The 26,429-nt window shown below is 37.8% G+C and carries 28 protein-coding genes and 1 other RNA gene; 8 read left to right on the top strand and 21 right to left on the bottom strand.

Going from position 1 to position 26,429, the window contains the following annotated elements; genetic code table 11:
• Window positions 1-77 precede the first annotated feature (77 nt).
• On the bottom strand, window positions 78-3,440 hold the full coding sequence (gene dnaE, locus ABC255_RS06810) for a DNA polymerase III subunit alpha (protein ID WP_412992256.1): 3,363 nt from the start codon (window positions 3,438-3,440) through the stop codon (window positions 78-80).
• Between the two features lie 153 nt (window positions 3,441-3,593).
• Between dnaE and ytrH the strand changes: the two genes are divergently transcribed.
• Window positions 3,594-3,929 (top strand): sporulation membrane protein YtrH, encoded by a 336-nt coding sequence (gene ytrH / locus ABC255_RS06805; protein ID WP_045524254.1) that lies wholly within the window; start codon window positions 3,594-3,596, stop codon window positions 3,927-3,929.
• A complete protein-coding gene (ytrI, locus tag ABC255_RS06800; protein ID WP_412992254.1) occupies window positions 3,926-4,429 on the top strand; it encodes a sporulation membrane protein YtrI in 504 nt (167 codons plus the stop codon). The genes ytrH and ytrI overlap by 4 nt, the downstream gene beginning before the upstream one ends.
• A gap of 78 nt (window positions 4,430-4,507) precedes the next feature.
• Here the strand turns inward: ytrI and tnpB are convergent, their stop codons facing one another.
• Both tnpB and ABC255_RS06790 read right to left on the bottom strand, forming a co-directional pair.
• Window positions 4,508-5,683, bottom strand: coding sequence for an IS200/IS605 family element RNA-guided endonuclease TnpB (tnpB, locus tag ABC255_RS06795; protein WP_412992252.1), 1,176 nt, complete (start codon window positions 5,681-5,683; stop codon window positions 4,508-4,510).
• 169 nt (window positions 5,684-5,852) lie between these two features.
• Window positions 5,853-6,791: a DHH family phosphoesterase gene (locus tag ABC255_RS06790; protein WP_412992251.1), complete on the bottom strand. Its 939-nt coding sequence runs from the start codon at window positions 6,789-6,791 to the stop codon at window positions 5,853-5,855.
• 95 nt (window positions 6,792-6,886) lie between these two features.
• Between ABC255_RS06790 and ABC255_RS06785 the strand changes: the two genes are divergently transcribed.
• Window positions 6,887-7,186, top strand: coding sequence for a YtpI family protein (locus ABC255_RS06785; protein ID WP_335529688.1), 300 nt, complete (start codon window positions 6,887-6,889; stop codon window positions 7,184-7,186).
• Between the two features lie 46 nt (window positions 7,187-7,232).
• Here the strand turns inward: ABC255_RS06785 and ABC255_RS06780 are convergent, their stop codons facing one another.
• The 3 genes from ABC255_RS06780 to ABC255_RS06770 form a co-directional block, all read right to left on the bottom strand.
• Window positions 7,233-8,552, bottom strand: a complete 1,320-nt coding sequence (locus ABC255_RS06780; protein ID WP_335529689.1) for a DRTGG domain-containing protein — start codon at window positions 8,550-8,552, stop codon at window positions 7,233-7,235.
• A gap of 125 nt (window positions 8,553-8,677) precedes the next feature.
• Window positions 8,678-8,914, bottom strand: coding sequence for a hypothetical protein (locus ABC255_RS06775; protein ID WP_412992248.1), 237 nt, complete (start codon window positions 8,912-8,914; stop codon window positions 8,678-8,680).
• Between the two features lie 66 nt (window positions 8,915-8,980).
• Window positions 8,981-9,661: a metal-dependent hydrolase gene (locus ABC255_RS06770; RefSeq protein ID WP_412992247.1), complete on the bottom strand. Its 681-nt coding sequence runs from the start codon at window positions 9,659-9,661 to the stop codon at window positions 8,981-8,983.
• A gap of 174 nt (window positions 9,662-9,835) precedes the next feature.
• Here ABC255_RS06770 and ABC255_RS06765 point away from each other — a divergent pair, with 174 nt between their 5' ends.
• Window positions 9,836-10,933 carry a M24 family metallopeptidase gene (locus tag ABC255_RS06765; RefSeq protein WP_412992245.1) on the top strand — a complete coding sequence of 366 codons (1,098 nt, stop codon included), beginning with the start codon at window positions 9,836-9,838 and terminating at the stop codon, window positions 10,931-10,933.
• A gap of 55 nt (window positions 10,934-10,988) precedes the next feature.
• Window positions 10,989-11,186: non-coding RNA, 6S RNA (ssrS, locus tag ABC255_RS06760), on the top strand.
• A gap of 379 nt (window positions 11,187-11,565) precedes the next feature.
• Here the strand turns inward: ssrS and ald are convergent.
• The 3 genes from ald to ABC255_RS06745 all read right to left on the bottom strand — a co-directional run bounded on the left by ald (window position 11,566) and on the right by ABC255_RS06745 (window position 13,475).
• The gene (gene ald / locus ABC255_RS06755) at window positions 11,566-12,687 is read right to left on the bottom strand and encodes an alanine dehydrogenase (protein ID WP_412992243.1); all 1,122 of its coding nucleotides are present in this window, start codon (window positions 12,685-12,687) and stop codon (window positions 11,566-11,568) included.
• 210 nt (window positions 12,688-12,897) lie between these two features.
• Window positions 12,898-13,170, bottom strand: a complete 273-nt coding sequence (locus ABC255_RS06750; protein ID WP_412992242.1) for a hypothetical protein — start codon at window positions 13,168-13,170, stop codon at window positions 12,898-12,900.
• A 143-nt stretch (window positions 13,171-13,313) separates the two neighbouring features.
• Window positions 13,314-13,475, bottom strand: a complete 162-nt coding sequence (locus tag ABC255_RS06745) for a hypothetical protein (protein ID WP_412992240.1) — start codon at window positions 13,473-13,475, stop codon at window positions 13,314-13,316.
• Window positions 13,476-13,578: 103 nt separating this feature from the next.
• Between ABC255_RS06745 and ABC255_RS06740 the strand changes: the two genes are divergently transcribed.
• Both ABC255_RS06740 and ABC255_RS06735 read left to right on the top strand, forming a co-directional pair.
• Window positions 13,579-14,022 carry a universal stress protein gene (locus ABC255_RS06740; protein ID WP_335535993.1) on the top strand — a complete coding sequence of 148 codons (444 nt, stop codon included), beginning with the start codon at window positions 13,579-13,581 and terminating at the stop codon, window positions 14,020-14,022.
• A gap of 63 nt (window positions 14,023-14,085) precedes the next feature.
• Entirely contained in the window at window positions 14,086-14,400 is a 315-nt protein-coding gene (locus tag ABC255_RS06735) for a hypothetical protein (protein ID WP_412992238.1), read from the top strand.
• Between the two features lie 34 nt (window positions 14,401-14,434).
• On the opposite strand, the gene ABC255_RS06730 is transcribed toward ABC255_RS06735, so the two are convergent.
• From ABC255_RS06730 to sppA, 9 genes are all read right to left on the bottom strand, one after another.
• Complete coding sequence (locus ABC255_RS06730) at window positions 14,435-14,947, bottom strand: MogA/MoaB family molybdenum cofactor biosynthesis protein (RefSeq protein ID WP_412992236.1); 513 nt, start codon at window positions 14,945-14,947, stop codon at window positions 14,435-14,437.
• 1 nt (window position 14,948) lies between these two features.
• Window positions 14,949-15,785 carry an EcsC family protein gene (locus tag ABC255_RS06725; RefSeq protein ID WP_412992234.1) on the bottom strand — a complete coding sequence of 279 codons (837 nt, stop codon included), beginning with the start codon at window positions 15,783-15,785 and terminating at the stop codon, window positions 14,949-14,951.
• A gap of 237 nt (window positions 15,786-16,022) precedes the next feature.
• Window positions 16,023-17,210, bottom strand: a complete 1,188-nt coding sequence (locus ABC255_RS06720; RefSeq protein ID WP_412992232.1) for an acetate kinase — start codon at window positions 17,208-17,210, stop codon at window positions 16,023-16,025.
• 242 nt (window positions 17,211-17,452) lie between these two features.
• On the bottom strand, window positions 17,453-18,436 hold the full coding sequence (locus ABC255_RS06715; RefSeq protein WP_412992230.1) for a class I SAM-dependent methyltransferase: 984 nt from the start codon (window positions 18,434-18,436) through the stop codon (window positions 17,453-17,455).
• Between the two features lie 64 nt (window positions 18,437-18,500).
• Window positions 18,501-19,001 (bottom strand): thiol peroxidase, encoded by a 501-nt coding sequence (gene tpx, locus ABC255_RS06710; RefSeq protein ID WP_412992228.1) that lies wholly within the window; start codon window positions 18,999-19,001, stop codon window positions 18,501-18,503.
• Between the two features lie 169 nt (window positions 19,002-19,170).
• The gene (gene ytfJ, locus ABC255_RS06705; protein WP_412992227.1) at window positions 19,171-19,656 is read right to left on the bottom strand and encodes a GerW family sporulation protein; all 486 of its coding nucleotides are present in this window, start codon (window positions 19,654-19,656) and stop codon (window positions 19,171-19,173) included.
• Between the two features lie 27 nt (window positions 19,657-19,683).
• Window positions 19,684-20,367, bottom strand: a complete 684-nt coding sequence (locus ABC255_RS06700; protein ID WP_412992225.1) for a DUF2953 domain-containing protein — start codon at window positions 20,365-20,367, stop codon at window positions 19,684-19,686.
• Window positions 20,368-20,448: 81 nt separating this feature from the next.
• Window positions 20,449-20,928 carry an RDD family protein gene (locus ABC255_RS06695; RefSeq protein ID WP_412992224.1) on the bottom strand — a complete coding sequence of 160 codons (480 nt, stop codon included), beginning with the start codon at window positions 20,926-20,928 and terminating at the stop codon, window positions 20,449-20,451.
• 11 nt (window positions 20,929-20,939) lie between these two features.
• A complete protein-coding gene (gene sppA / locus ABC255_RS06690; RefSeq protein ID WP_412992223.1) occupies window positions 20,940-21,950 on the bottom strand; it encodes a signal peptide peptidase SppA in 1,011 nt (336 codons plus the stop codon).
• 160 nt (window positions 21,951-22,110) lie between these two features.
• Between sppA and ABC255_RS06685 the strand changes: the two genes are divergently transcribed.
• The gene (locus tag ABC255_RS06685; protein WP_412992222.1) at window positions 22,111-22,929 is read left to right on the top strand and encodes an NAD kinase; all 819 of its coding nucleotides are present in this window, start codon (window positions 22,111-22,113) and stop codon (window positions 22,927-22,929) included.
• Between the two features lie 92 nt (window positions 22,930-23,021).
• Here the strand turns inward: ABC255_RS06685 and mbcS are convergent, their stop codons facing one another.
• From mbcS to thiI, 3 genes are all read right to left on the bottom strand, one after another.
• Window positions 23,022-24,605: an acyl-CoA synthetase MbcS gene (gene mbcS, locus ABC255_RS06680; protein ID WP_412992220.1), complete on the bottom strand. Its 1,584-nt coding sequence runs from the start codon at window positions 24,603-24,605 to the stop codon at window positions 23,022-23,024.
• 144 nt (window positions 24,606-24,749) lie between these two features.
• A complete protein-coding gene (locus ABC255_RS06675) occupies window positions 24,750-24,956 on the bottom strand; it encodes an alpha/beta-type small acid-soluble spore protein (RefSeq protein WP_133367568.1) in 207 nt (68 codons plus the stop codon).
• Between the two features lie 263 nt (window positions 24,957-25,219).
• Window positions 25,220-26,428 (bottom strand): tRNA uracil 4-sulfurtransferase ThiI, encoded by a 1,209-nt coding sequence (gene thiI / locus ABC255_RS06670; protein ID WP_412992218.1) that lies wholly within the window; start codon window positions 26,426-26,428, stop codon window positions 25,220-25,222.
• Between the last annotated feature and the right edge of the window lies 1 nt (window position 26,429).

Genomic DNA, 26,429 nt, shown 5'->3' with positions numbered 1-26,429 from the left:
TCCTTGTCTGTTTTTTAGTGGTCAGACCACGGCATCTTCATTTACCACTATAACACATCTGCAAGAGTTGTAAAGAATTATTCTTTTAAAACTACATTGTCGGTTCCCAGAAAATCACGTAATAATTTCATAAGATTACCGCTAGGTTGAATCATAAACTCACTTCCCAGTCTGATCGTTTTCCTGCTGGTTTCATAGTGTAAAACTACTTTTGTTTTACCAGAATTTTTCTTAAATAATTGTTTTAAATGATTTAAGGAGTGCTCGTCTTGTTTTTCATTGGCTATTTTTAGATATAATATCGAGTCCTGCTTCGTTTTTGTACTCAACCACGTATCGATTTCAGCCGCTTGTTGAACAATAAATTGAAGCTTCCCTTCACGTTCTTCCACTTTCCCTTCTATCACAGCAAACTTCCCCTGTTCTAGTAAGCGATAATATTTATTGTACACGACTGGAAAAACAACAGCTTCCATTTCTCCGCTGGAATCACTTATATTCAGGAAGGCCATAGATTCCCCTTTTTTTGTGCGAATTTTCCGTAATGATGTTATATAAACACCAGCTGCCGCTCGTTTATGGTCAGCCGATAATTGAAACAAAACATTTGCTCCAGCTTGTTTAAGTCTTTTTTCAAAAATGGCGACCGGGTGATCTGAAAGGTAAAAGCCAAGAGCCTCTTTTTCAAAAGCAAGCTTATCCTCTAATCTAATAGAATCAACAAGGACGTATTTTGGCTTAAGTTGAAATTCCTCAAGAAATAGCTCCACTTGGCTTGAATCGTCTACCTTAAATAATTGTGCATGCTCTAAAGCGACATCTAAACTTGCAAGCATAACAGCACGGTCTTCGTTAAATTCATCAAAGCTTCCAGAATGAACGAGAACCTCCAGTATTTTTCGATTGATCGCTTTTGAAGATACCCTTGTGCAAAAATCGAATAAATCCTCAAACTTTTTACTTTTCCTTGCTTGGAAAATTTCTCTTAATGCTGCTGCACCGACGCTTTTAATCGCTGCAAGGCTGTATCTGATACCATTCTTCTCTACTTGAAAGGAAAACCCGCTGTAATTGATGGAAGGTGGCAAGATTTCAATATCCTTTTGTTTTGTTTCCAAAATATATTGGGCTATTTTGGTTTCATTCCCAATCGCGGATGTTAACAATCCAGCCATAAAATAAAGGGGATAATTTGCTTTTAAATACGCAAGCTGGTATGCAATCATACTGTATGCGACCGCATGGCTTCGATTAAAACCATAATTCGCAAAGCGAACAATTAAATCATATATATCATTTGCCAGTGCGACATTATAACCTTTCTTTAAAGCACCTTGAACAAAATGGTTTCGTTCCCTGTCCAAAACGTCCTTTTGTTTTTTTCCTACCGCCCGCCGCAGCAAATCTGCTTCACCGAGGGAAAAACCGGCCATTTTAGAGGCAATTTGCATGATTTGCTCCTGGTATACAATGACTCCATATGTGTTTTCCAGGATCGGTTTCAAATCCTCGTGTGGGTACTCTACTGCTTCGGTCCCATGTTTTCGGTCAATAAAAAGCGGAATATTCTCCATTGGTCCTGGACGATATAAAGCATTAACAGCTACGATATCTTCAAAGCGCGAAGGTTGTAAGCGTGATAATACCTTCCTCATTCCGTCTGATTCCAGCTGAAAAATGCCTGTTGTCTCTCCTCTTGCCAATAGTTCGAATGTTTTTTCATCATTTAATGGTATCGTTTTAATATCCACTTTTCTTCCGGTTTTCTTTTGAATAGAAGATAAGATTGATTCGATTAATGATAAATTTCTCAACCCAAGAAAATCCATTTTTAGTAAACCTATTTCCTCAAGATGCTCCATCGAGTACTGAGTTAAATAAACATGATTATGTCCCTGTTGAATGGGAATTAACTCAATGAGCTGCTTTTCACTAATAACGACACCTGCAGCATGTGTAGAAGTATGACGAGGTAGTCCCTCTAATTTTAATGCTGTTTCATAGAGTTTTCGATTCATTGGGCTTTCATCAATAAATGCTCTAAGTGGCTGCGATTCTTTATAGGCGTCTTTAAGGTTAATTCCCAGACGCGCGGGAATGCGTCTTGACAGTTGTTCTAATTCCTTTGTATTGAGTCCAAAAGCCCTGCCAACATCTCTTAGCGCACCCTTAGCAGCCATGGTTCCAAACGTTACAATTTGTGCAACATGTAATTCGCCGTATTTTTTTGCAACATATTCTATTACTTCATCCCGACGATGATCAGGAAAATCTATATCTATATCCGGCATCGATATCCGCTCCGGATTTAAAAAGCGTTCAAATAATAACTGATGTGAAAGCGGGTCGACATCGGTAATATACAAAACATATGCAACTAATGATCCTGCCGCCGACCCCCTGCCTGGACCAGTCAAAATACCATGTTCTCTAGCATACCTCATAAAATCCCAAACAATTAAAAAGTAGTTACTAAATTTCATGGATTTAATGACTGATAATTCATAAGACAATCGTTCATAGTATTCTTGAGAAGGGGAAGTAAAGCGCTCCATTAACCCTTTTTTACAGAGCATTTCCAAGTAATCTTCCGCTGACTGCTTATTTTCTGTCGGATATTCAGGTAAATAGGTTTTGTTCAATTCGATATTTACCATACACCTTCTAGCGATTGTAATACTGTTCTCTAATGCCTCGGGTAATTCAGGAAATGACTCTACCATTTCTTTTGCACTTTTTAAATAAAATTGATCGTTTTCAAGTCTTTCACGGTGCTCATCCTGAAGTTTTTCTCCATTTTTTATTGCTAATAGACATTCATGAGCAAACATATCTTCTTGGTCTATGTAATGAACTCTATTTGTAGCCACCAATGGAATACTTAGTTCTTTTGCAATACTTTGCATCCTCTGTGTTACAATTTCTTCCTCTTCCAATTGATGGTTTTGCACAGCTAGAAAAAATGACTCTTTACCAAATATAAATTGAAGTTTTTTTATGATTGCTATCGCTTCTTCTTGTTGATTGCTTACTAGAGTTTGTTCAATCTCTCCTTCAATCCCTGGAGAAATGGCAATAAGTCCTTCTGCATAATGTTTTAACCATTTAAAAGGAATTCCGGCTGCCGCTTTCGTTTGAACGGCACTAGAAATTTTTAAAAGGTTTTTAAACCCCTTTTCATTCTCAGCAAGCAGGACTAATGGAAATGATTCTCCCTCCCTGTGTTCACTTTCTACATCAACGGTTAACCCCATAATCGGTTGAATATTGTTTTTTAGACATAATTTATAAAATTCAATACTTCCATACATCACATTTCTATCGGTTAATGCAATCGCCTTAAATCCTTTTTCCTTTGCATTATGAACCAATTCTTGAACCGAAGCTGTGCTTGTTAACAAGCTGTAAGCACTATAAACATGAAGGTGAATAAAAGACATTTTTGTCACCCCTTCCAATAAAAACTCTTACTTACATTATAGAGCCAAACTTAAAAAAAGGAAAATATGTTCTTATTTTTAAATTCATAATCAAGGTTGTTTGTCCATATAAATGTATAAGGGTATTGATATTCCGTGAGGGCGGTTGAGGTTATGAAAGAAATTGGTTTTTTTCCTACATTTATTGAAAGCTATTTTATTGCATTGGGCGTTATTCTAGGCGGATCCTTAATTGGTGGAATCGCTGCCTTTCTAACTGGACAACCACCGCTTACAGCTGTTTACAGGCTGTCGACAGACTTAAGAATATGGGCAATTGTCGCTGCTATCGGCGGAACATTTGATGCGGTTTACACATTTGAGAGAGGTTTATTTAATGCAGAAACAAGGGACATTTTTAAACAGCTCCTCATTATCCTCTCAGCCTTAGGTGGTGCCCAGACCGGTGCACTGATTATTAATTGGTTAACACAGGAGTATATATCGTGAGAATTCCTCCCTATTATCGAAGACCATCATGGCAGCGTTTTTTTGCAGGGATGGTCATTGGCGGTGCGATCAGCTGGTGTATTTTCATTTATATTTTTGGTGTTTGGCAGGAGAAGCATACTGCATTAATTGATAAACAAAGTGAAGAAATCATAGACTTAAAAGAAGAAAAAAAAATATGGCAGGAAGAGTACAAAGAGATAAATAAACGGACGATTGAGCAGCTAACCATTCAGAAAATCAATATTAAAATAACAAATTGGGAAAAATACAAGTTAGACTTACTAAGTGTTTCAGAAATTGAAGATTCGGTAAAAGATGACATAAGTATGATGATCGCAAAGGACATCGATACCGTATATAAAAGCAAAGAATTAATCAAAAAAATCATTCAAAATAAACCCGTTAAATTAAACGACAAACGCTACAAACTAAATGTGAGGGAAATGGTTATCTTCACCACCCTCTCCATTCAATTAGAAATAGAATTCGAACATTGAACTACCCACCACTTGATTATAAACGAAAATTGGAAGTGAGGGATTCCTAAGAACACCAACCTATAGGTTAATTATGGATTAGGCGAACCCCGCAGTTCCTGCGGTTAGAAGTCTTATAGCTTCTTTTTTAAGATTTAACGCTGCGTTAATATCCCTTTGATGATGGGTTTGGCACTGCGGACAATCCCACTCACGCAATCCGAGATTTTTAACGTTTATATTTTTATAGCCACAGGAAGAACAAATCTGACTGGAAGGAAAGTTTTTAGCAACTGTAACTACTTTTTTTCCATACCAATACGCTTTATATTCGATCATAGATTTGAATTTTGACCATGATACTTCACTAATAGCTTTAGAAAGATGCCCATTTTTCAGCAAATTCGATACTGACAAATCCTCCATCCCAATAATGTCGTGGTTTTTGACAATATCGGTTGAAATTTTGTCCAAGTAATTTTTTCGGGCATTGGCTATCTTTTCGTGGATTCGTGCCACTTTGATTTTTGATTTATACCAATTCGAGCCACCTTGTGTCCGTCTACTCATTATTTGTTGCGCTTTTGCTAGCTTTGCTTCTAAGGTACGGAAAAACTTTGGATTGGAGTAACTTTTTCCATTTGATAGAGTAACAAGATCCTTTAACCCTACATCTAATCCTACTACCGATTGGGTTTTAGGTAATTCTGTTACCTCTGTTTCGGTAGCTAAAGAAACAAAATATTTACCAGAAGGATTGCGTCTAATTGTTGCACTTACAATTCGCCCTTTGACTTCACGACTTCTTGCAAAGCGAACAAGACCCAGCTTTGGTAACTTAATTTTGTTATCCATGACCATTATGTTTCCATTCGTGTGCTTAGTCGTATAAGCTTGTACAGGATTCTTTTTAGACTTAAACCGAGGGTGTTTGTTTTGCTTTTTGTAGTAGCGATCGAAGGCGTCAGCTAATATCTCAACGGATTTTTGCAAAGCTATACTATCTACCTCTTTCAAAAAAGAGTATTGCTTTTTAAGTTCAGGAAGCGCTTTAATGGTTTCAAATTTTTTTAAACATTGCCCCTTCCATTTATTCACTGAAAGTTGACCCTTTTGAACCATTTCTTCTACGATATACCAATAGGACTCTTTTTCTTTTTGTTTACCTAGAAAAAAATTGAAGACAAATCTTGAACAGCCTATGGTTTTATTAATTTGTTCGGTCTGTTTCTTGTTGGGGTAAAGACGAAATTTATAAGCTTTATTTGCAAGCACGAGTTTCACCACACTTACAGGAACATTTGTTCTAATTATACCATATTAAGAACTTTTTTGCCAACGCCAATTGAAATTCATCTCCCTCCTACTCATTGGGCTCCACCCTTTCTATTTCTTTCGGAAAATGATAAAAAGAATCGGTCCAGTAGATTGGACCGATTCTCTTTTAGAAGTTGTCACATACTTCGCTAAGTTCTTTTATTACATGTTCAACTTCATCCCATGAGTGGATAGATGCCCCGGAGGCAAGAGGATGTCCCCCGCCTTTAAACTTTCTTGCAACTCCATTAATGATTGGACCCTTTGAACGTAATCGTACTCTGATTTGATCTTCCTCTTCAATAAAAAAGACCCACGCTTTAATACCTTTCACATCGCCTAAAGTTCCAACAAGTAAGGAAGCCTCTGATGGCTCTGCGTTGTATTCATCCAATAGCTTCTTTGTTAGCATGACGGAAGCTACACCATTATTCTGCATTTCAAAGTTTTGAAGAATGTAGCCGTTTAATTTAATGATATTGGTATCACGCTCATACATTTTATCGAAGAGTTCCGTACGAGAAAAATCATAATGAATGAGTTCCCCTGCATAAGCAAAGGTTTTGTCTGTCGTGCTTGGAAATAGGAATCTTCCTGTATCACCAACAATACCACCAAATAAAAGCCTTGCAGCAGCATCATTTAATTTTAACCCTAGTTCCTTACCAAATAAATAAAATTCATAAATCATCTCACTGCATGAACTTGCTGTTGTATCCACCCACAATAAATCACCGTATGGATCTTCGTTAGGATGATGGTCTATTTTAATGAGTTTATCGCCTAATGAATATCTTCTATCACAAATCCGTTCCTCATTAGCGGTGTCACAAACAATAACCAATGCTCCGTTATACACCTCATCCGGAATAGAATCCAGACGGCGCATAAAATGGAGCGACCTTTCTTCCTTACCAACTGCAAACACCTTTTTATTTGGATATGAAGCCTTTAGTATCTCAACTAATCCGCATTGTGAACCGTATGCATCCGGATCTGGACGGACATGGCGATGTACGATTATGGTCTCATATTGTTCGATCATTTCTAAAATTTTTTCATTCAATGTGATCACCTCTCTATTGTTTTGAAGCAAGGGTAGTATTTTTTTTAAATAATATGTACAATTAACAAGAGAATTTTTGACTTGGAGGAAATGTAATGTCAGTTCTAGTTTTTTTCATCGTCATACTATTTGCTTTTTATTTATTTTATAAAACCAAATACTTTCGAAGCAGCAGGCCAGTGGAAAAGAAATGGCTTAGTGCTAAATCAAATATAGCACTTGGTCTATTTGTCTTCTTATTTGGCATTAATCATTTATTCTTTATATCACAAACGACGGTTACACTGATTGTATCCATCATTTTTATTGTGTATGGCGGTATCTTTACTTGGGTTGGATTTAAAAAGTATAAACATTATCTCCCATATGCCGCTGAAGAAGCGGAAAAGCTATAATGCACAATAAAGAATGAGCCGCTTACCCTTTGGTAGCGGCCTTTTTTTAATTTCGATCAATCAGCTGACACATCATCATCGCCTTACCAACTAAGATCCCATCATTAAATACCTCGACATCGACCTTTCCAAACTTACGGCCCACCTCAAGGACTCTCGGATAAATTTCTAAAATACTTTCCATCTGAACAGGCTTTAAAAAGTAAATGGTCATATTCTCAACAACCAAATCTCCTTTTTTATAGCTCCGTAAAATCCTGTTCGCAGCATCCGAAACAACCGTGGTAAAAACGCCATAAGAAATAGTTCCCAGATGGTTTGTCATTTGCGGAGTAACTTCACAGGTATACACTTCTTCCCCTTTAGCTCTTCCACGCATTAAGACCATTTGGTTTGTGACGATATCATCCAGCGTCTCTCCTACTTGTGGCTGACGCTGGTTCATCTGCAAGGCTTTTAAGACATCCTGCCTGCTAATAATCCCTTCAAGACGATTGGTATCATCTGCAACCGGAAGAACTTCAATCCCTTCCCAGACCATCATATGCGCAGTAGAAGCAACACTTGTTTTACCGGAAACCGTCATCGGCTGTTTTGTCATAATCTTTTCGATGGTCGTTTCAAACTCCTGCCCCATGATATCTTTAGCGGTTACCATTCCCTGAATCTTCATATTCTGATCCACAACAGGATAACGGCTATGGGTGGTTTCAAGATTGAGAGTATGCCACCTGGAAACCTTATCAGAGGTTTTAAGATAATAGGTCTCCGTAATCGGTGTTAGGATATCCTCAACCAGAATAATTTCTTTCTTTATTAACTGGTCATAGATGGCCCGGTTTATCATGGTAGCCACTGTAAATGTATCGTAACTTGTTGAGATAATTGGCATTTCTAGACTATCAGCCAGCTTCTTGATATGGTCCTCGGTATCGAATCCTCCGGTTATCAAGACAGCAGCACCCGCTTTCAATGCAAGCTCCTGAGCCTGTGTACGGTTTCCGACGATTAACAGGTTGTCAGGACCGGTATAGCGCATCATTGCTTCAAGTTTCATGGCACCGATAACAAATTTATTCAGCGTTTTGTGCAAGCCAGTCTTTCCGCCTAAAACCTGACCCTCCACAATATTAACAACTTCTGCAAAGGTAAGCTTTTCAATATTCTCTTTTTTCTTTCGTTCAATTCTAATCGTACCTACACGTTCGATTGTACTTACATACCCTTTATTTTCAGCTTCCTTGATTGCTCTATAAGCTGTTCCTTCACTAACAGTCATCGCCTTGGCGATTTGCCGTACTGATATTTTTTCCCCAACAGGAAGTTCATCAATATATTGCAAAATCTGTTCATGTTTTGTAGCCAAGACCTTCACCCATTTCTAACCCTTAAATTAATAATAATAATTGATATATTATTTATACCATTAATTTGAATAATAAACCAACACAAAGGGAGCCGTTTTTACAGGCTCCCTTTGTAGTATGGTTATCAATAATAAGAGCGAGATTTTTTGTTAACACGGAGCTGCTGCCGTCTTTTAGCTGCCTTTTTTGGGCTATATAACATGGCTGTGAGATTTCCCGCAATAACAATTAACGCAAACGCAAGCCACGAAATGGAAAAGATCCCCTCAAGACCTTCTGCTTGTATAGATAGTCTTGGAACAGCAAAATAAAGCATGAATCCACAAAGTAAAAGGCAAAGTAAATATCTGTTTTTTTTCAATTCTATTCGTCTCCCCTCAAAACTTACTGCTTGTATCACTTTATGCAGCGAAGGGATAAAAAAGTATTATAATTCGATAAAATCGCCAGGCTCTAGAACTTTCCCATTCTTATTCTCAAGCATTTCAATAAATTGCTTTGGATCCTGCTTAATTGGCGGGAACGTATTGTAATGGATTGGGACAATTGTTTTGGCTCCTAACAATTTTGCAGCATAAGCTGCATCCTCCGGTCCCATTGTAAAATTATCTCCAATTGGCAAGAAAGCTAAATCAATCGGGTGTCTTTCGCCAATAAGCTTCATATCAGAAAATAATGCTGTATCACCAGCATGATAGATCGTTTTTCCCTCTGCCATAAATAGAATACCAGCAGGCATACCACAATAGATAATTTCATTATTTTCTGTGGTATAGCTTGATCCATGAAAGGCTTGTGTTAATTTAATTTTCCCAAAATCAAATTCATGGGCACCGCCAATATGCATAGCATGGGTATTTACACCCTGCCAGCTTAGAAATGTAGAAATCTCATGATTTGCGATAACTAGTGCATTGTTTCTTTTGGCTAACTCAACGGTATCACCAACGTGATCATTGTGACCATGAGTTAAGATAATGACATCTAGGTTTAGATTTTCCACTTTTAAATCAGTTAATTGATTACCATTTATAAATGGATCAATGATTATCCTTTTTCCACCCAGTTCAATTTGAACAACCGAATGTCCATGATAAGATACTTTCATCAGCCATCTCCTCCTAAAACCTTTATAGTATGTACTTCCATAAAAATTTCTAAAATCCTTCCTCATTTATATCCATAAGTAGGGTATTTTAGCACATGCTAAAGTAAGATTGTTTACACATGGATATAAAATTGATACCCTCAAATAGGAATGTATAGTTTAGGAGGAGAAAAAATGAACCAACGTTTGCACAAACTTCAAGCGTGGATGAAGGAAAATGGGATTGAAGTCAGCTTTATCACCTCTTCTGAAAATGTATTTTATTTAAGCGGATTTTTCTCAAATCCACATGAACGTTTACTTGCTCTCGCCGTTTTTCAAGAAGAAGAGCCCTTCCTCGTATGTCCAGGAATGGAGGTTCATGATGTCAAAAGCTCAGGCTGGAACCAAGAAATCATCGGCTATAGCGATATCGATAACCCATGGGAATTAGTACATAGCTCAATCAATAAAAGAATCCGCACTGTTCGAACAGTCGCAATTGAAAAAGAACATATGAACGTAGAACGTTATGAGCAGTTGAAAACTTTATTTCCGAATGCTGCTTTTACTTCCGCTGAGGAAAAAATGCGGAAACTGCGGATGATTAAAGATGCGAAGGAATTAAAAATTATTGAAGAAGCGTGTGAATTGGCTGATTATGCTATCGAAGTTGGCTGCAGTGAAATTAAAGAAGGTCGGACAGAATTAGATGTTCTAAACGCAGTTGAATATGCGCTGAAGAAAAAAGGCGTAACGGAAATGTCATTTTCAACCATGGTCTTGACAGGAGCAAACGCTGCGTCCCCTCACGGTAATCCAGGGAACACGAAGATCCAAAAGGGTGATTTAGTCTTATTCGATTTAGGCGTAGTAGTTGACCGGTATTGTTCAGATATTACAAGAACCGTTGCGTTTGGTGATATCAATGAAAAACAAAAAGAAATATATGATACTGTCTTAAAAGGACAACTTGCGGCTATAGAGGCAAGTAAACCAGGGGCAACTGCTGCTGAGGTTGACTTAACTGCACGAAGAATCATTGCAGATGCAGGCTATGGAGAATACTTCCCGCACCGCCTTGGGCATGGATTAGGTATAAGTGTACATGAATATCCTTCGATGACAGAAACAAACCAGTTGGTCATTGAAGAAGGAATGGTGTATACGATTGAACCAGGCATTTATGTACCTGGTGTAGCAGGAGTACGTATTGAGGACGATGTTTTCATTACCGGTGATGGAGCTAAAGTATTGACCAAATTCCCTAAGGAATTACAAATCATTAGGTAGATAAATTAGTTACTTTTACCATTGCACTATTGAAGGAATTGCAGTATTATACTAATACAAGCTGCGTTGCTCGTAGTGATAATAAAGTTTTAACCTTTAAGCTGTAAAAGGGAGTTTTAATATCGGAGCCATAATGACAAGCCTCTGTCTATACGACATGGAGGACAAGCAGGAAGGTTTTGCGCGAACACCCACTTTGAGGAGTGGTGGTTTAAAACTTTCTTATATGAGGTACGGCAAATGCGGCTATATAATTTATGAAATTCAACTGCCAGCTTCGATTTGAAGCTGGCTTTATTTTTTACATGGCTCTGTAATTATTCTTTGTTGATTTTCGTGTAGAGTTGAGATTTAATAGGCGGAGAATTTCCGGCTATTGTATATAGAGGAAGCTTAAGAAGCAGATATAAGCGGAGATATTCCGGTTAACTGCTTTAAATAAGACAAAATCCAAGGATTTGGATACAATAAGCGGAAACACTCCGCTTATTTAAAAGGAAATATGGGAAATTCCCAATATAAACGGAAATTCTCCGCTTATTTTCCAAACACAGTGAAATCAACATTCAGTTTTAAAAGTGCCTATTACATATGAAAAGGAAGAGAATAAATCTCCTCCTTTTCTCTCTATATTACATCTGACCAAGTAATGTTTTTGTATCCGAGTAATGCAGACCGTGTGCTTCTGCGACTGCTTCATAGGTTACGAAGCCCCCAAGTGTATTAATCCCCTTAAGTAATGCGTCATTCTCCAGGCAGGCCAGTCTGAAACCTTTATTAGCTATTTGGAGGGCATAAGGTACTGTTACGTTTGTTAAAGCGATGGTGGAAGTTCTCGGTACCGCTCCAGGCATATTCGCAACTGCATAATGAACAACCCCATGTTTAATGTATGTTGGGTTATCATGAGTAGTAATCCGATCAGTTGTTTCAAAAATTCCGCCTTGGTCGATGGCGATATCCACCACTACACTTCCTGGATTCATCGATTGAATCATTTCTTCAGTTACTAGTTTCGGAGCTTTTGCACCCGGAATTAGCACTGCACCAATAACAACATCAGAACCTTTCACAGCTTCAGCAATATTATACGGGTTGGATATCAGGGTTGTAACATCAGATCCAAAAATATCATCTAACTGACGGAGGCGCTCTGGATTTAAGTCAATTATCGTAACTTTCGCCCCAAGACCGATTGCCATTTTCGCAGCATTTGTTCCTGCTACGCCGCCACCGATTATCGTTACGCTCCCTCTTTGCACACCAGGTACCCCAGAAAGTAAAATTCCTTTTCCACCATGAACTTTTTCTAGAAATTGTGCTCCAATTTGTGCGGCCATTCTTCCAGCTACTTCACTCATTGGCGTTAATAAAGGTAACGATCTATTTGACAGCTGCACCGTTTCATATGCAATACCAACTACTTTATTATCAATTAAAGCCTTTGTTAATTCAGGCTCTGGAGCTAAATGTAAGTATGTAAATAAGATTAATCCATCACGGAAATATTGGTACTCACTTGGCAGAGGCTCTTTAACCTTCATCACCATTTCCAATGACCATGCTTCAGACGCAGTTTCTACGATTTTTGCACCTGCAGAAACGTAATCATCATCTGTGAAACCAGAACCTTGTCCTGCTCCTTTTTCAATATAAACCTCGTGTCCAAATTTCAGCAGGTTGAAAACTCCTGCTGGTGTCATCGCAACACGATTTTCATTATTTTTTATCTCTTTCGGAACGCCAATCCGCATGTACTAACCCCCATAAAATAAGTATTCATATACAACATTGTAGTTATTAATATATCTCATATCTTTAAGTAAAACTAAATCTTTTAATAATGAAAGCACTTTCATTTTACCAAAAAATTGTAGAAATCCCAAACCTTTTATAAATTTCATATCCTCGCGAAATCATTATTAAGAGCTCTGCGATAGCAAAGCTCTTTTCATTAGTTATTCTTAATACCAAGGGTAGTACGGATATCCGTAATATGGATATGGATATGGATATGGGTACGGATAATAGTATGGCCCTGGACTTAGGGCTGCACCTAGTGCTAATCCTCCTAAGAATGGTAATCCAAATCCAAAACCAAATCCAAACCGGCGACGACCAAAGCCGCCAAAACCAAATCCTGGTCTGCCGAATCCAAATCCTGGTCTTCCAAACCCATGGCCAAATCTTTGATCGTTTGCATCAATTGTCCCCATATAATTAGAAACTTCTTGCATTTTTGTTCCTCCTCATTTTTATTTCTTACACATTAAAAGAATATGCAGCCTTAAAATGAGATTCTTGGGTAAATGCCCCGCCAAAAGAAATTTAATAGACGTATACATAGGAAAACTCGCCTGTTGGCGAGTCCTATAAATTTCTATTCCGCTGTAATCTGAGCTGCATCCACGTTATTAGTCACTTCAAAATTCTGACCAACATAGCCACTATTATAGGAATCCATAATTTGCTCACTTACCTCATTCGTCCCTTGTTCATCAAACTCAAATGAAAATGTTTTATTCGGATCTAGGTTAGACATAAGTCCAATCCCCCTTCTATGGTTATTTACCCCTTTATTTTTCGAAAAATTGAAACATTTATCCCTAGAAAATAATGTATAATTTAGGTTAGGAGGGATTCCCATGGAAGGAAGATATGACCATATTTTAGTCGCCATTGACGGTTCAAAAGAATCGGAATGGGCACTAGAAAAATCGATTGAAATTGCTAAAAGAAACAATGCTAAATTGTTATTAGCACATGTTATCGACACAAGGTCCTTTCTATTAATTGATTCATATGACCCAGATATTGTCGAACGAGCAAACAAGCTTGCGATTGATATGCTGGAAAAATATCAAACTCAAGCTATAAATGCAGGAGTTTCACATGTTCACTATGAAATCGAATATGGCTCACCAAAGGTAAAAATCCCAAAGGAAATTGCAAAAAAGCATACTATTGATTTAATTGTTTGCGGTGCCACTGGTATGAATGCAGTTGAAAGATTCTTGATTGGAAGTGTGTCAGAGCATATTACACGCTACTCCTCATGTGATGTCCTTATCGTACGTACAAAAAAATAAACCCGTGAATGCTTTCGGGATGTAGTGTAAAATAATAGAATATCTCGTCTTGGAGGCTATCTGATGAAAGAACATTTTTCCTACGATCAACGGCTTGGCATTTCGATCCCAAATCTAGAATTGGAATGGGCAAAATATAGCGAGGAAACACAACAAGCAATTCTGTTTCATTGGGAAAAAATTCGAGGTTCCATTCCTGATCGAATTGCAGACCTTGAAAAGATCATTAACCAAAAGCAGGCACAACTCTCTTTAGAAAGTAACTTTAAAATCTCATGTGAACTAAATAGTGAAATAGCAGAACTGGCTTCCATTATCAATGATTTATGGTTGTGGTATCGAGCAAACCAAACGGTATCAGAAAAAATGCATAATTGAGTAGGAGCTCCCTGTAAATGGGAGCTCCTTTAGGCTATAAATCTTTTTTTATCTCTCTAACTACATGACCAATCTCCGGAAGGATCAACTTATTCATAGCAAGCTTTACTGCTCCTGTAGAGCCTGGGGTAGAAAAGACAGCTTTATTCTTTACTACACCGGCAATAGCCCGTGAAAGTATAGCTGCCGAGCCAATATCCTCTTGATAGCTTAACATCCTGAATAATTCTCCAAATCCAACTATTTCTTTATCTAATATACTTTGAATAGTTTCAATCGTGACATCACGCTTGGCTATTCCTGTCCCTCCATTTGTCAGGATGACATCAATATCTTCACGCTCACAACCTTGTAAAATGGCCTCTTTTATAGGAGCTGCTTCATCTTTGACAATACAATAGTCAACTATGGCATGCCCGGCTTGTTCTAGCAGATCCATCATCAGCTTACCACTTTTATCAGTATCCTTGTTTCTTGTATCACTCACGGTAATGACTTTACAATTAACAATCTTCGGAGCTCCTTGCTTATGTTCCGTTGTACTCATTTTAGATTTCCTCTTTCTGATTAAGATAGCGCAATTGGTAATAGTTATGGGCGAATTCCGTAACTTTTCTTGTTAACTGATAATTAGTCCCTGCACCAATGGCCATACTAACCAGCGGAACACCTTGAATGAGCCTTTTTCGGAATACCGTAATGACCATTGCTTTGAGTAATTGTTGAATGGGCTGTTCGAGCCAGGTTACATCTGTAATCTCTTCATTTCCTTCATAAAAGTAATCATCACGGCTTGTTTTCATTTCGTCCATCAACACCGACCACCCATGTTTTTGTAGACGGGGAGGTAACGTAGCGGTATGAAAGACCTTTAATGAACTCATCATCTCATTAGGTGTATTGACCTCAAAACCATATGTCATGGCAATTAATTGTACCGCCCTCAAATTAATAACGGCCATCGCTGGTATGTCTGTGCCTAAAAGGAGCGGTCCACCTGTCCCTGCTAAGCCCCCTTGTGCAAACGAGTATAATCGGTGCCTTGCAATTTGCTGCATGGCTATGTACTGTAACTGATCTATATCCAATTTTGTTAAATCTTCAATTTGGTGCAAATCCTTATGAAACACACGACCTGAAGATAGGATTCTTTCCTTTGCATCCATCTGTATTTGAGAGCCCTGAATCATACCGTGCAAATGGAACAACCAGGTATCAACAACTGAAAAAAATTGACTTTGAACTTTTTCAGGTAATAAAGAAAAAGAACGCTCTAAATATTTTTCATACGTAAGCTGCAGGTCATTTGCCTCGTAGCTTAATAATTGCTTCTCCCACTCCCTGATTTCATTCAATACCTCTGTTTCCCGGTCAGTTAACGGCATAGGCAATACCCTCCTAACTTAATGTCTAGCTGCAGCGTCTAGGGGCTCGGGGTCATAAGCCAATCCGTCAAGAAGGTTAAAGAACAACCTTCTCGCCGGCTCGTCTTATGCCTGTCGCCCCTGGGCAAGACGCTTCCGCTTTTCTGACTCTTTTTCCCTCAGTATATCACAAAGAAATATACTTAAAAAATGTAAAAAGGCAAACCGTCTCTTCGACAGTCTGCCTTTATTCAAGAATTATTGTGCTAAACGGACAACATCACGTGCAATCATTACTTCTTCATTTGTAGGAATAACGATTACTTTTACAGGTGAATGAGGATAGTTTATAAATCTTTCCTCACCTCTGATTTTATTTAAAGCAGGATCCCAATAAACGCCCATAAATTCTAGACCCTTTAAGACCTTTTCACGTACAACATCACTGTTTTCACCAATACCAGCTGTAAAGATGATGGCATCTACACCATACATACGTGAAGCATATGAACCAATATATTTATGGATACGATTAGCAAAAACGTCTAATGCCAACTGTGCCCGTTCATTTCCATTACGGGATTCGATTTCAATATCTCTTAAGTCACTAGAGAAACCAGATACACCTAACATTCCACTCTTTTTATTTAAGACATCGAGAACCTCTTCTGCCGTCTTATTCGTTTTTTCCATTATAAAAGGAATGAGCGCTGGGTCAATGTTACCTGAACGTGTTCCCATAGTTACGCCAGCCAATGGTGTAAAGCCCATTGAAGTATCGATTGATTTTCCGCCTTCAATCGCAGCAATACTGGCACCATTTCCTAAATGACAAGATAGGAGTCTAAGTTGTTCAACTGGACGTCCTAGTAATTCAGCAGCACGCTGGGAAACATATTTATGGCTTGTCCCATGGAAACCATATTTACGAATACCATATTTCTCATAGTACTCATATGGAAGGCTGTATAGGTAAGAACTTTCTGGCATGGTTTGATGGAAAGCCGTATCGAAAACAGCAACTGCTGGAACATTAGGAAGTACTCCTTGAAACGCTTTAATTCCTGTAACGTTTGCAGGATTATGCAATGGAGCTAACTCTGATAAATCTTCAATTTTCTTAAGAACCTCTTCAGTTATTAAAGCTGAATCATTAAACTCTTCTCCGCCATGCACAACCCGGTGACCAATTCCTTCAATCTCATTTAATGATTGAATAATCCCTAGTGTAGTAAGTTTATCAAGAAGCATTTTTACCCCAACTTCATGGTCAGGAATATCAGTGGTTTCTGTAATTTTTTCACCGTTAACAGAAATAGTAAAGATTGAATCATTTAATCCGATTCTCTCAATGATTCCTTTTGTAATAACATCTTCACTTGGCATTTCAAATAATTGAAATTTCAATGAAGAACTTCCTGCATTAATCGCAATAATTTTAGACATTTCGTTTACCGCTCCTTTTATATAAAACAACATCGGTTCGGGGAAGGATACTCCGTACAAGGTTATTTTGCGCGAAACCGACATCGTTTATTGCTTTCTACACCTCATTTAATCACTGTATATATTACATTTCAAGGAGGAAATTGGATGGAAACGGTTACCTCCGAAATGAAAATTTATTCACATTATTCTAATTGTTCTAAACCAATAAAAAAGCGATAAAACCGAAACTAACCTCGGTTTTATCGCTTATTATCTTGAAACCATTTATCGATTTTTTTCAAGATATTGTCCATCTCAACTGCACTCGATAAGTTTGGCAGATTTGCGAGCAAGGCTTGTTTCGGTGCCACTACTCCTTCGCCCTTCTTTTGCAGAATTAAGATACTTTTCGCTGCCATTTTATTCTTAAACATACTTATTGGAAGTTGGAGCACCCCCTGAATAATGATCTCATCTTTAAAGAAATCACGGAGCTGATGTGCTTGGTCACTTTCAAAAAGACCATTTGGAATGATAAAAAATAAATATCCTCCCCGTTTGGTGTGGCGGACACTTTGCTCCATAAATAAGTGGTGAGCATAGGAATGACCTTTTTCCGCCTTTAATTTGTAATCTAAAGCGCGAACATCATTTGGATAATACCCAACAGGTAAATCAGCTATCACCGCGTCGACGGGGTCAATAAATAATGGTTCGAGACTATCCTGATTAAAAAGCTCAATCGGATGTTCCTGTAAATTTGCATTCACATAGGCAAGTTTAATTAACAAGTCATCAATTTCAATACCAATTAATTGTACATTTTTTTGCAATTGATTTAGTACCGTTGTTACTAAATTACCTGTTCCGATGGCAGGATCTAATAATCGGAAGGAAGATTGTGCGATAAATTTATCCACTAGATAACTAAGCAACATTCCTACACTATCAGGTGTCATCTGATGGTTAGGCTGCACGTTTTCTTTCATACCCTTTAAGATTACCAGTTGATAAGCTTTACGAATTTCTTCTTTTGTAAAATTGTCTAAATTGATTTCTTGGTATTGTTTATTAAGTCTTTTTTCCGTTATTTCACTTACTTCATCCTGAAGGATAGAGCCGTGAAATAAATTTTCGCCTGTTTCGGCTAATGCCTCTAAATATGTACATGATAGTTCTTCCTGTAAAACAAGAGCAGTTTCATTAAATAGTGTGAAAAGTTGTTCCACTGGAGCGATTTTCATGCTAACACCTCCAAATAAAGAAAAGACCTCATCCAATAGACGAGGCCGTAATCGCCATTAAAAATTACTTTGCGTTTCTAGCTGCTTCTAATGCTGCTTCATAGTTCGGGTGATTGGTTGCCTCACTTACATATTCCACATAAGTAACAGTATCTGTAGAATCTACAACAAAGACAGCACGAGCTAATAATCTTAACTCTTGAATCGCTACACCGTATGCTTTTCCAAAAGAAAGATCGCGGTGGTCTGACAATGTTTGAACATTTTCAATGCCGTTTGCTCCGCACCAGCGTTTTTGTGCAAATGGCAAGTCCACGCTGACAGTTAGGATTTTTACATCCCCTAAGCTATTTGCTTCTTCATTAAAACGGCGAGTTTCTGCATCACACACGCCAGTATCTAAAGAAGGAACTGCACTAATTAGACGTACCTGACCTTTTGTATTTTCTAAGGTTACAGGTGATAAATCATTCGCCAATACGCTGAAATTAGGAGCTTTGTCTCCCACCTTTACTTCGTTGCCTAGCAATGTTACTGGGTTCCCCTTAAAAGTTACGTTTGCCATTTTAACATCCTCCTTTTTCGTACGAACAAAAGCAAATCCATTTCGCCTTCATTTCAATTATGTACAGTGTAAATATATCTTTTCAGAATTCTTTTTGCAATGATTTAAGCTTTCACTTTCATGAAAAAAGTTAACCTCCCCCTTTATATGTGGAAGTTAACTTTTTTTCCTATATATCAAATTCTTGCTTAGGAGATTCGTTTTGCTTGGATTGCTGCTGTGACTGTTGCTGAGAGCCCTGCTGCTCATTTTTTTTCGAGAACATTTGCTGAATCTTATCAACTGCTTGCGGTGCCATTTCTAAAATCTTCTCATAAAGATGAGTACTTTCGTCAAGATGAAGCATTTTTACTCCGTGAGAATTAACAATCAAGAACGCTATAGGTGTGATGGAAACTCCGCCACCACTACCGCCGCCAAACGGAAGTTTTGGAGAACCTTTACCTTCTTCTTGTCCTTTAGATTGTGATTGTGACCCATCTAGTTTAAACTCACTTCCACCTGCAGCAAATCCAAAGCCCACCTTGGAGACGGTTAGAATAACACTTCCGTCGGGGGTTTCAACTGGATCACCTATAATGGTATTAACGTCAATCATTTCTTTTAAACTTTCCATCGCAGTCGTCATTAAACCTTGAATTGGATGTTCAGACATAGCTGTTTCCTCCTCTTTTACATGGTTTTAGTTTTTTCCTTCGAATAGGGCAGTATCCATTTTTAGATTTGGGCGTCCGCCCTTCCAGAATTTAATTAGTTTTAATCCTGCTAAAATAGCATACCCGATACGAAACTGAAAAATACATGTAATATGGGTTTGGAGAATCGCCATTTGAAAATGGGGTGTAACTGATAAAATTGGCATTTCTTTGAGTCTCAAAAAGTTACTAAGCATGCCCACAACACTTCCTTTTAACGTCCAAAGTGCACCAGTTATGATCCCTGTATGTGCAGCATCGCCTACCCCCACTAATGAATGCCATTCAAAATGTTTTATTACTATTCTTTTTATAAATTTGCTTACGATAACATTCATATTGGATACATGATGAATAATCTCCTTGGCATTTGTAAATTTTCCCATGAGACCCTCTTTTGTAATTTGTCCTTCTTTTGTTGGAGATTCTTTTTCACCTGAATCCCCCATTTGTGTACTCCCCTTCACAACAATGCTAGGGGAGTTATCATCAATTTTGACAAGCGGTACATTGATTGTGTATCGAATTAAGCCAAACCAGATTCTAAACTGTATTTTCAATTCATCGTTATCATTATGATGGAAATAATTAAGGAGAATCGTTAATTTCGAAAAAATGATTAGTAGAATAAATAAAATGATAATAATGAGTGCTATAACCAGCCAATTCATTTTTTCACACCCTTTCAGCCTATTAGTATCACCTTAAGAGAAAAAAATAAACCCGCCAACAATCGTTAGCGGGTCCAAAATTTATCGTTCTACATGGATAACGGAAGTGTCTGTAAATAGGTCGTGAAGACCTTGTTTCTTTGGTAAAAAAGCAACGACAATATAGCCTACAACGATTGTTGCCGAGATAAATCGACCAATCCATTCACGAAAAAGTATTGTTCCCCAGGATAATTTTTCACTCTGCAAATCAACTACTCTTAATCCAAATACCATTTTTCCAAGAGTTTGATTAAAGTACTTTGTCATTAAAACAAAATATAAATAAAATATGATTGCTGAAGCGATTGTAATAGGAGCAAACATATTAAATTCTACTAAAGGAATCTCTAAGATTCGAAATAGAGGATTAATGATTAATCTTTCTATGCTCCCGATAACAATCAAATCGAGCAGGTATGCCCAAAACCGCATCCAAAAACCAGCAAAACGAATAGAGACAGGATCGGGTTCCTGAATTGTCACTGAATCGGCAAATTCCTCTTGATTTTCAATTTCCATCTAGCTTCCCCCTACTCTGCATATAAGTACATTAGACGTGGAGAATTTGGCCTTGATAACATTTCCATAAGTCCAGTCATCTCATTTTCGGTACCGATTAAGTTCTGAACCTTTAAATTCAATAGTGAACCGAAACCCAATGCCTCAGTATAACGAACAACTTTAGCATCCTTAAGCTTTTCGTCTTTCTTCATTTGTTGTATTACATCATCTAGAAACCCAAAGCCATCTATCAAATTTAACTCTTTTGCTTGTCTTCCATCGTAAATTCTTCCATCGGCAATCGCTTTTACTTGGTCTGTTGTCATCTTTCTTCCCTCTGCAATTACCTTCACGAATCCTTCGTAGGAATTATCAATCATACGTTGGAGAATTTGCCGTTCATCCTCAGTCATTTGCCGGGTTGGGCTCATGATGTCTTTATATTGGCCGCTTTTGATGGTTACAAAATCTACACCATACTTATCAGCCAATCCTTCATAATTTATTCCTTGCATAATGACTCCAAGAGAACCTGTAAGTGTTTCTTCACTTGCAAAGATCTTTTTGGCACCAGTTGAAATATAATAACCTCCAGAAGCAGCCATTGAGCCCATTGAAACATAGACCGGCTTCTTTGTCTCCTTCTGAATTTCAACTAATTTATCATGGATTTCAGCACTTTCCACTACACCACCACCGGGAGAGTTAACCTTAAGAATAATCCCCTTTACGGTATCATCTTCTTTTATGTAATCTAATTTTTTCATAAATCCTTGGTGATTGTACCCTGCTGCTTGAAAAAAAGATTCCGCATCATTTGTATCTTGAATGACACCATCAACGTCGAGTACGGCGATCTTTTTCATTTCATTTCCTTCCTGCACAATTTCCTCCGTAAAAGGCAGCTCAGTTGCAGCTAACAGCTCACTTAAATCCGTTTCAACCCCTTTAAAAGCAAAGGCAGATAAAAAGTTTATCACGACTGATACAAAAAATAATGCCGCAGCAATTCCAAGGGCGGCCCATCGTTTCCCGTTCATGTGTTAGATTCCTCCTTTAATTCTTATTAATTTTCCCTTACATAATTTAATATTGTTTCAAAATAATGCTAAAATTAATGCAGACTACCTAAGTTTATCAAAAATAAAAAGTTTCATGGGAATTTTTCTCAAAATTAATAATCTAAATTTGGAGGGCAATATGGGACAAAGACGTAATATCTACTTTTATCATCATTTGGATAAGGAAATGCTGAAAAAGGTAGGAAATTTAGATGATTCCGCAAAGCAATATGGTTTAACAATTGTAAATGATCACCGTGATGCCAATATTATTGCAAGCATCGGTGATGATGGTACTTTCCTTCAAGCGGTAAGGAAAACAGGTTTTCGTGATGATGTCCTTTATTGTGGGATCACAACTAAAGATAGTTTAAGTATGTATTGTGATTTCAAAATTAATGATTCCTCTAAAATGGTTGAAGCCGTTTCTAAGGTTGAGGCTGTTACGAATGAAGATTTAAAGGTACGGCGTTATCCGATTATTGAAGTCATGGTCGATGGACAAGGGGTATTTCCTTGCCTCAATGAGTTTAGTATTCGCTCTTCCATCATTAGAACTCTTGAATTAGATGTTTTTATTGATGAATTACATTTTGAAACCTTCCGTGGAGATGGATTGATTGTTGCTACACCAACAGGAAGTACGGCTTACAATAAATCTGTTAATGGTGCGGTCGTTGACCCGTTAATTCCCTGCATGCAGGTGAGCGAGGTTGCATCCATTAATAACAACAAGTATCGTACATTAGGTGCTCCCTTTGTGATAGGCGGAAATCGCTTGTTAACTCTTAAAATTATTTCGGAAGGCAATGAGCACCCTACAATGGGCTTAGACAATGAGGCTATAAGCATTCGTCATGTGGATAAAATCCAAATTAGACTCAGTGATAAGAAAATTAAAACCTTGAAGCTAAAAGATAATTCCTTTTGGGAAAAGGTTAAGAGAACTTTTTTATAATGTTAGGCTGTGTTATCGTGGCCTGTTGATTTAGCTTTAACACAGCTAATAACGAAAAGGCTGTCTAAATTGGACAGCCTTTCTTTTGCATACTATTGTTTTAATGATTGTAATTCTTGCTGGCGAAGTTCTATTCGTCGAATTTTCCCTGAGGTGGTTTTTGGCAATTCAGATAAATATTCGATTTTCCTTGGATATTTATAAGGAGCTGTAAGCGTTTTAACATGTTCTTGAAGATTCTTTGTTAATTCTGGGTCATTTGCATCGACATCGTCTTTTAACACAACAAAAGCCTTTACAATAAAGCCTCGAATTTCATCAGGGCTTGCCACTACTGCACATTCTTTAACAAATGGATGTTTGACAAGTGCATCCTCTACTTCGAAAGGTCCAATTGTATAGCCTGAACTGATAATGATATCATCACCGCGTCCTTCAAACCAAAAGTATCCATCATCATCCCTTTTTGCTTTATCCCCTGTTATATAATAATCCCCACGGAATTGCATGGAGGTTCTTTCTGGGTCCTTATAATAATTTTTAAACAGCGCTGGTGTTTCAACATGTACGGCAATGTCCCCAACTTCACCGACTGGACAGACTTCACCTTCCTCATTAATAATTTCTACTCGGTTGCCTGGAGTTGGTTTGCCCATTGAACCAGATTTCAACTCCATCCCTTTTGTTACGCCAACCAACAAAGTATTTTCAGTTTGTCCATAGCCGTCGCGGACATCAACATTAAAATGTCTTTTGAAAGTATCGATAACCTCTCGATTAAGCGGCTCCCCAGCGGAAACAGCACTATGAAGGCTAGGTAATTTGAAATCATCAAGGTTTTCTACCTTCGCCATTAAACGATATTCAGTTGGTGTACAACAAAGGACATTTACAGAGTATTTTTCTAAAAGACTTAAATACTTTTGGGGCTCAAACTTGCCATTATACACTAACCCCGTTCCGCCTGAACCAAGGACAGATAAAAATGGACTCCAAATCCACTTTTGCCAGCCAGGTGCCGCAGTTGCCCATACTGTATCACCATCTTCTATACAAAGCCACTTTGGTGCCGCAGTTTTTAAATGAGCAAATGCCCATCCATGTGTATGTACAACCCCTTTCGGATTGCCGGTTGTTCCTGATGTATAGGATAAAAACGCCATATCTTCACGAAGGGTTTCAGCAAATTCAAAATCTTGTGATGCTGCTTTCATTTCTTCTTCTAAAAATATCCAGCCTTCTTGCCTTTCGCCGACTGAAAACTTTAATAGTGACTGTGGACTAGTAACATCTTCAAATTGGTCCACATACGGATAATAGCTTACTATAGCTTTAACATCCCCATGTGAAATTCGATATTGAAGATCCTTCTCTCGCAGCATTTCTGAACTTGGAATAACAACCAGACCGGCTTTTAATGCAGCCAAATATACAACATAGGCTTCTATGAGTCTTGGTATTATTACTAAGACTACATCGCCTTTTTTTAAACCATTTTGTATGAAAACATTTCCCGCTTGATTAACTTTTTTTATTAATTCTTCATATGTAACCTGTTTTGTTTCCCCAGCTTCATTTTCCCATTTTAATGCTAATCTTTTTGGATCTTGTGCAAATCGTTCTACTTCCGATACGAGATTATACTTTTCTGGTGCAATTAATTCTGCGCGGTTCATGTTTCTCCCCCTCATTCATAATTTAATCATCATCACAAATCTAATTATACAAAATTATTTAAAAATTTAAAATTATTATACTGAAAAAAGTAATTAAAAAGAGAGTGGGAAAAATCCCACTCTCTGTAGCCATCTTATTCATTTTTATCGTGAAAATCCGCCGCCTAATTGAGACTCAGCCATTGCGACTAAACGCTTAGTGATTTCACCACCAACAGAACCGTTAGCGCGTGAAGTAGTATCCCCACCAAGTTGTACACCAAATTCAGAAGCAATTTCGTATTTCATTTGAGAAAGAGCTTGCTCTACACCAGGTACAAGTAATTGATTTGAGTTGTTGTTACTAGCCATGTGATATCACCTCCTTGTGAGTATAGAATGTGTAGAATCACATGGCTATATACTTTTTTGTAATTGGTAATTGTTCACAAATATTTCACAAATTTCATAATAACAGTTGCTGTTCATAAGAATGTTGATTGGAACTCCAGGCACTTCGCTTTCCGCGGGCGACCGCCGAGCCTGTCTCGCTTCTCCCGCAGGAGTCTGCGTGCCTTCCGTTCCAATCAACATTTTGACAATATTTATTTTCACTTATCACAATCACAGTTGAGTTAGAATAAATCCTCAAATTCGGTTGGTTGTTCTTTGCTATCCGGTCTTATTGTCAGCATTTCTGTGTTTTCTACTGCTTCTTGGATTAGTGTTTCGAAGTCGAAGAAGCTTTCGTAGTGCTGGACTTTTTCTTTTTTCGGTTTGGTTTTTGGTGAAGATGGTACAAATATTGTACAGCAGTCCTCAAAAGGTCTAATCGAAATATCGTAGGTATCAATGTCTTTGGCGATTTTTATAATATCATTTTTATCCATAGTGAGCAAAGGCCTCAGTATTGGAGTATTGGTAACATCATTAATCGCATACATACTTTCTAATGTTTGACTTGCCACCTGACCGAGATTATCTCCCGTAATAATCGCAAGTCCTTCCTGTTTTTTTCTAATCTCATCAGTTATTCGAAGCATAAATCTTCTTGTCGTTGTCATAGAGTAATTTTCTGGAATTTGTTCTTTTATCGATTGTTGAATAGCCGTAAATGGAACGATATGAAGTTTCATTGAACCAAATATTTCAGCTAGTTTCTTTGCTAAGTCAATTACTTTTTCCTTTGATCTTTCACTTGTATACGGTGGACTGAAAAAATGTACAGCCTCAATTTCTACTCCGCGTTTCATCGTCAGATATCCGGCCACTGGACTATCTATTCCTCCGGACAGCATCAACATCGCCTTACCACTTGAGCCAACCGGCAATCCCCCAGCACCTAAGATGTTCTCGCAAGACATGTAGATAGCCTCACTTAGAACCTCAATTTTTAAGTTGATATCAGGATTTTTCACATCAACCTTTATGCCTGGTATATTTTCAAGAATATGCCCGCCAAATGTATGATTGATACCTGCTGTATCCAACTCAAATGATTTATCAGACCGTTTAGGAGAAATTTTAAAGGTTTGTCCCCCTTTATACAGACTTCTAACTAATGAAAGTGCAGCCTCTTTCATTTGCTCAAGGTCTCTTTCCACTCTTATTGCTGGACTAAGGGATTGGATACCAAAAATATTTTTCAATGACTTGATAATTTCTTGAACGTTTTCACCGTTTACGAGAACGTACATCCTGTCGCGCTCAGCCCGGATTTTTATCATTGGAAAGGGAGCCAATGCAATTCGAACACTCTTTCTTAACTTGTCTACAAATTTCTTTCTATTTCTGCCTTTGGTAGAGATTTCGCCATAGCGAATCAATATTCGATCATAATTCATA

Origin of the sequence: Neobacillus canaveralius (assembly GCF_047237705.1) — a bacterium.
Classification (GTDB): domain Bacteria; phylum Bacillota; class Bacilli; order Bacillales; family Cytobacillaceae; genus Neobacillus; species Neobacillus niacini_K.
This window is presented reverse-complemented; position numbering and strand designations above follow the sequence as displayed.